Below are 6,166 nucleotides of genomic sequence, written 5' to 3' on the forward strand. Positions count from 1 at the left end.
GACTGGTCAAGTTCAGAGCCCGTGCGAAAAACGCCTCGGTGTCGTGCGACGTCAGCGTGAGTCGCCGGGCTGTACCCGTGCCTTGAAGGAGACACCGCTATCGTGGCTGACGCAACGAGCGCCGAGGATCGGCCTGACTACGGTGCTAGCAGTATTACCGTCCTCGAAGGGCTTGAAGCAGTCCGCAAACGCCCGGGCATGTACATCGGCTCCACCGGTGAGCGCGGCTTACACCACATGGTCTATGAGGTCGTAGATAACGCCGTTGATGAAGCGCTAGCCGGCTATTGCACCCACATCGAGGTGACGATCCAGAACGATGGCGGGTTGCGCGTTGATGATGACGGCCGCGGTATTCCGGTGGACATTCACCCGACCGAAGGTATCCCGACGGTCCAGGTGGCCATGACGATCCTGCACGCTGGCGGCAAGTTCGGCGGCGATTCCTACGCCGTATCCGGCGGCCTGCACGGCGTGGGTGTCTCGGTCGTGAACGCCCTGTCGACGAGGGTCGAAACCGTCGTCAAGCGCCAGGGCTACACCTGGTACCAGTCCTTTGCCGACGGCGGAAAGCCCGTTGGCGAGCTGCGCAAGGGTGAACCGACGGACGAGACCGGCACGAGCCAGACGTTCTATCCGGATCCCGAAATTTTCGAAACGGTCGACTTCGACTTCGAAACGCTGCGGGCACGCTTCCAGCAGATGGCGTTTTTGAACAAGGGCCTGAGAATTACGCTCACCGATGAGCGCGACGAGGCAACGGACGCGGGCGACGAGATCACCGGCGATGACGAAGGCACCGAAAACGATCCGGTAGCCGGCCACCGCGAAGTGACTTACCTGTACGAGCGCGGCCTGTACGACTTCGTCGAATACCTGAACTCAGCGAAGCGCGTCGAGCCGGTGCACGCCGACGTCATCGATTTTTCCGCGGAAGATCCCGAGCGCAAGATCTCCCTGGAAATCGCCATGCAGTGGACGAACGGATACTCCGAGGCCGTCCACACCTACGCGAATACGATCAACACCTCCGAAGGCGGCACCCACGAAGAAGGCTTCCGCTCGGCGCTGACCTCGCTCGTCAACAAGTACGCCAAAGACAAGGGCCTGCTGAAGGACAAGGACGATAACCTCACGGGCGACGATATCCGTGAGGGCTTGACCGCTGTCATCTCGATCAAGCTCGGAGAGCCGCAGTTCGAGGGCCAGACGAAGACGAAGCTCGGCAACACCGAAGCGCGGACGTTCGTCCAGCAACAGCTGTACGCCAAGCTCGGCGACTGGTTTGACGCACATCCCTCGGAAGCTCGCGACATTATTCGCAAGTCGCAGCAAGCGGCAGCCGCTCGCATGGCAGCCCGCAAGGCACGCGAAGCCACCCGACGCAAGGGCGCACTCGAGTCAGCGTCGATGCCCGGCAAGCTCAAGGACTGCACCTCGCGCGATGCGACGAAGTGCGAGATCTTCATCGTCGAGGGTGACTCCGCAGGCGGCTCGGCCGTGCAGGGCCGCGACCCGGAAACCCAGGCAATTCTGCCCCTGCGAGGCAAAATCCTGAACGTGGAGAAGGCTCGCCTGGACCGCGCGCTATCCAACGAGGAAGTGCGTGCGCTCATCACGGCGTTCGGCACCGGCATCGGCGAAGAATTCGACCTGGATCGCCTGCGCTACTTCAAGATCGTCCTCATGGCAGACGCCGACGTCGATGGCCAGCACATCTCGACGCTGCTGCTGACCCTCCTGTTCCGCTACATGAAGCCGCTCGTCGAAAACGGGCACGTCTACCTCGCGCAGCCCCCGCTGTATCGCATCAAGTGGACGAATGCGCCGCACCAGTACGTCTACTCTGATCGCGAGCGTGACGCCGCGATCGAGGAGGGCCGCGCGGCCGGTAACCGCCTGCCCAAGGACAGCGCGATCCAGCGCTACAAGGGTCTGGGCGAGATGAACGATCACGAACTGTGGGAAACCACGATGAACCCCGAGACCCGCACGCTGCGCCAGGTCACGATCGGGGAAGCTGCCGCGGCCGACGAGATCTTCTCGATCCTCATGGGCGAAGACGTCGAATCCCGACGCAGCTTTATTCAACGAAACGCCAAGGACGTCCGGTTCCTCGACATCTAGCCGGAACTAACGACGCGAAAGAAGTATCACTGTGAGCGATGAGCAGACCAACGACGAGCTGGATGTCGTAACCGAGGGCCGCGACCGCATCGAAATGGTCGACCTGAAGACCGAGATGAAGCGGTCCTACCTCGACTACGCGATGTCCGTCATCGTGGGCCGAGCCCTGCCCGATGTTCGCGACGGCCTCAAGCCCGTCCACCGCCGCGTTCTCTACGCGATGTACGACGGTGGCTACCGGCCCGACAGCGCATTTTCCAAGTCCGCGCGCATCGTCGGCGACGTCATGGGTCACTACCACCCGCACGGCGACTCGGCGATCTACGACACCCTCGTCCGCCTCGTGCAACCGTGGTCGATGCGCTACCCGCTCGTCACCGGCCAGGGCAACTTTGGCTCCGCCGGCGATCAGGGCGCTGCCGCCCCGCGGTACACCGAGGCCAAGATGGCGCCGCTCGCGATGGAGATGGTGCGCGACATCGACCGCGAGACGGTCGATTTCCAGGAGAACTACGACGGCCGCTCGCTCGAGCCCGTCGTGCTGCCCGCGCGCTTCCCGAACCTCCTCGTCAACGGCTCCGAGGGCATCGCCGTCGGCATGGCAACCCGCATCCCGCCGCACAACCTGCGCGAAGTCGCCGACGGCGTGAAGTGGCTGCTCGAGCACCCTGAAGCCGAGAAGGAAGAGCTCCTCGAAGCGCTGCTGCAGCGCATCAAGGGCCCCGACTTCCCGACCGGCGCGCAGATCCTCGGCTACCGCGGCATCGAGGAGGCCTACCGCACGGGCCGCGGCTCGATCACGCAGCGCGCGATCGTCGAGGTCGACGAGATCAACGGTCGCACCTGCCTTGTCGTGACCGAACTGCCTTACCAGGTCAACCCCGACCGCCTGCTCAAGCGCATCGCCGAAGGCGTGAACGAAGGCCGCCTGCCTGGCATCGCCGATATCCGCGACGAATCCTCTGGCCGCACCGGCCAGCGCCTCGTCATCGTGCTCAAGCGCGACGCCGTTGCGAAGGTCGTGCTCAACAACCTGTATAAGCACACCGCGATGCAGGCGAACTTCCCGGCAAACATGCTGGCGCTCGTCGACGGTGTGCCGCGCACCCTCTCGCTCGACGGCTTCATCCGCCACTGGGTCAACCACCAGCTCGAGGTCATCGTCCGCCGCACGCGCTACCTGCTGCGCAAGGCGCAGGAACGCATGCACCTGCTCGAGGGTTACATGAAGGCGCTCGACGCCCTCGACGAGGTCATCGCCCTCATCCGCGCCTCGCGCACCACCGAGGACGCGCGCAGCGGCCTCATGGAACTGCTCGGCATCGACGAGGTCCAAGCCGAGGCGATCCTGTCCATGCAGCTGCGCCGCCTCGCTGCCCTGGAACGCCTGAAGATCCAGCAGGAATACGAGGACCTCAAGGCGCAGATCCTCGACTTCGAGGACATCATCGCCAAGCCCGAACGCCAGCGCGTCATCGTCGGCGAAGAGCTCGAAGCCCTCGTCGAGAAATACGGCGATGAACGCCGCACGACGATCCTGCCCTTCGACGGCGAAATGCGGATGGAAGACCTCATCCCCGAAGAAGACGTCGTCGTCACCATCACGCGCGGCGGCTACGCCAAGCGCACCCGCATCGACAACTACCGCTCCCAGCGCCGCGGCGGCAAGGGCGTGCGTGGCGCCGCCTTGCGCGAAGACGACATCGTCGAGCACTTCTTCACCACGACGACGCACCACTGGCTGTTGTTCTTCACCAACCTCGGGCGCGTCTACCGCGCCAAGGCCTACGAGCTGCCCGAGGGCGGGCGCGACGCCAAGGGCCAGCACGTCGCGAACCTCCTCGCATTCCAGCCCGAGGAGCACATCGCCGAGGTGCTCGCCATCAAGGATTACGAGCAGGCCGATTTCCTCGTCCTCGCCACGCGCGAAGGCCTCGTGAAAAAGACCTACCTCACCGAGTACGACTCCAACCGCAGCGGGGGCGTCATCGCCATCCGGTTGCGCGAAGACGAGGACGGCAACGCCGATCAGCTCGTCTCCGCTCGCCTGGCCTGCGTCGGCGACGATCTCATCCTCGTCTCCAAGAAGGGCCAGTCGCTGCGCTTCACCGCCACCGACGAGGCCCTGCGCCCGATGGGCCGCGCCACCTCCGGCGTACGCGGCATGCGCTTCCGCGACGGCGATGAACTGCTCACCATGGACGTCGTGGAAGACGAAGCCGATCTCTTCGTCGTCACCGAGGGCGGCTTCGCCAAGCGCACGCGCCTGTCCGAATACCGGGTCCAGGGCCGCGGAGGCATGGGCGTGAAGGTCGCCAACCTCGTCGACGCCCGCGGCGACTTGATCGGCGCATTGGTGACGCACGACGATGATGAGGTCCTCGTCATCATGGAACGTGGCAAGATCGTGCGTACAAAGGTTGCGGAGGTTAACCGCACCGGACGCAACACCCAGGGCGTGACGTTCGCAAAACCGGACAAGGGCGATCGCATCATCGCGATCACTTTGAACAATGAGACCGACGACGAAGACGACGCCGAGTCGGCTGAGGAGGCCTAATGAGCCAGGACAACACCAACGAGGATCGCCCACGACTCGTCTCCCCGCCGCCCCCGAGCGAGGACGACGTCCTCACCTACGACGAGGCAGGCGACGTCCGTGAGCCCGCCGAGGTCGATGAGCCGCGCACCGGCTTCTTTGCGCGGCGCGGCACGGGCGAAACCACGGGCCTGGCAGTCGATTACCGCATCATCCAGCGCGTCGATCCGTGGTCGGTCATGAAGCTTGGCTTCCTGCTGTCGATCGCGATCGGCGTCATGACCGTCATCGCCGCCGCGCTCGTCTGGCTGCTGTTGGACTCCTTCCAGGTCTTCGCCCAAATCACCAAGATCATCGGCGAGATCGATACCTCCTCCGGGGAGTTCTCCAAGCTGCTTGGCTACCTGCACTTCGACAAGGTCATCTCGCTGGCCACGATCGTCGCGATCGCGAACACGATCCTGCTGACAGTCCTCATGACTATCGGCGCGTTCCTTTACAACATCGTCGCGTCCCTCGTCGGTGGCATCCATGTCACCCTCGTCGAGGAGTAGTGAGCGGGAACACCACATCCCGGTTTGGGATTGACCGACAAAATGGGATATTCTCATTCGGTCACGGGCCTATAGCTCAGTCGGTTAGAGCGCTTCCCTGATAAGGAAGAGGTCGCTGGTTCGAGTCCAGCTAGGCCCACCACGTACTCGCCTAAGGAGGGCAACGTGAAGAAGATTCTGGCAATCGCCGCAGCTTCCATCGCCGGTTACGCCCTGTGGGTTCGGATTCAGCAAGAGCGCGAAGAGCGCGACATCTGGGCCGAGGTCACCGACAGCTTCGGCGAGACTCCCGAAGATCTCATCGCGCTGCAGAAGTAGACTGTTTCGCACTAGGGGCCATGGCGCAATTGGTAGCGCACCTGCTTTGCAAGCAGGGGGTTAGGGGTTCGAGTCCCCTTGGCTCCACTCGATCCACAAGGCTCGAACCCTTGCCATCGTTGATGGTTTCGGTTCGGGCCTTGTAGCTTTTCTAAGCCCACCGCGTATCAGGGAGCTCGAAAGTCTGGCTCCCGATTCTTAGCGCGCGTGGGATACCGGCCAAAACGTGTTGCTTTAGACGGCGTGTCGTTGTCTAGTTGGAGCGTCCTGCCCTTCCTTTTCGTGCCCAGAGGCCTTCTTCGGCGGTGGTGTGGGTGTCGTAGTGGGCGGGTCCGATTTTCTCGTTCGGCTTGTTCGATTTTTTGGGGATGATCCACCTGCGGGGTCTGTCGGCCTGGTGCCACTGGGTGTAGATCTGCGGCACGGGTTTGGGTGCGACCCAGCGGAAGTACAGAACCCAATCCACGGCAGTGAGCAGGTGGGATTCGGACAAGCCCCGGTGGTAGTAGCTGACGGCGGCGATGCGGGAATTGAGGGACTCAGCGATGTTCGTTGTAGCGTGCAGCACGTGGCCGGGGTGGGCGGTCAAAAAGTTGAATAACGTGCCTTTTTTGGTCAGGCGTTCCAG

At 63.2% G+C, this 6,166-nt stretch carries 4 protein-coding genes, 2 tRNA genes and 1 pseudogene; 6 read left to right on the forward strand and 1 reads right to left on the reverse strand.

The genetic code is table 11. The annotated features are described in order from the left end of the window. Positions 1 to 102: 102 nt before the first annotated feature. From gyrB to BLU67_RS10125, 6 genes are all read left to right on the forward strand, one after another. Positions 103 to 2,127, forward strand: coding sequence for a DNA topoisomerase (ATP-hydrolyzing) subunit B (gene gyrB, locus BLU67_RS10105; protein WP_092565564.1), 2,025 nt, complete (start codon positions 103 to 105; stop codon positions 2,125 to 2,127). A 94-nt stretch (positions 2,128 to 2,221) separates the two neighbouring features. Next, positions 2,222 to 4,687, forward strand: coding sequence for a DNA gyrase subunit A (gene gyrA / locus BLU67_RS10110; RefSeq protein ID WP_092565580.1), 2,466 nt, complete (start codon positions 2,222 to 2,224; stop codon positions 4,685 to 4,687). Continuing rightward, a complete protein-coding gene (locus BLU67_RS10115; RefSeq protein WP_092565566.1) occupies positions 4,687 to 5,220 on the forward strand; it encodes a DUF3566 domain-containing protein in 534 nt (177 codons plus the stop codon). The genes gyrA and BLU67_RS10115 overlap by 1 nt, the downstream gene beginning before the upstream one ends. A 65-nt stretch (positions 5,221 to 5,285) precedes the next feature. After that, a tRNA-Ile gene (locus BLU67_RS10120) sits at positions 5,286 to 5,362 on the forward strand. Positions 5,363 to 5,385: 23 nt separating this feature from the next. Continuing rightward, positions 5,386 to 5,538, forward strand: a complete 153-nt coding sequence (locus tag BLU67_RS12295) for a DLW-39 family protein (protein ID WP_176780778.1) — start codon at positions 5,386 to 5,388, stop codon at positions 5,536 to 5,538. 14 nt (positions 5,539 to 5,552) lie between these two features. Continuing rightward, positions 5,553 to 5,625 (forward strand) — tRNA-Ala (locus BLU67_RS10125). 166 nt (positions 5,626 to 5,791) lie between these two features. On the opposite strand, the pseudogene BLU67_RS10130 reads toward BLU67_RS10125, so the two are convergent. Beyond that, positions 5,792 to 6,166 (reverse strand): annotated as a pseudogene (locus BLU67_RS10130) (hypothetical protein); the annotation flags it as partial.

Origin of the sequence: Bowdeniella nasicola (assembly GCF_900107735.1) — a bacterium.
Taxonomy (GTDB): domain Bacteria; phylum Actinomycetota; class Actinomycetes; order Actinomycetales; family Actinomycetaceae; genus Bowdeniella; species Bowdeniella massiliensis.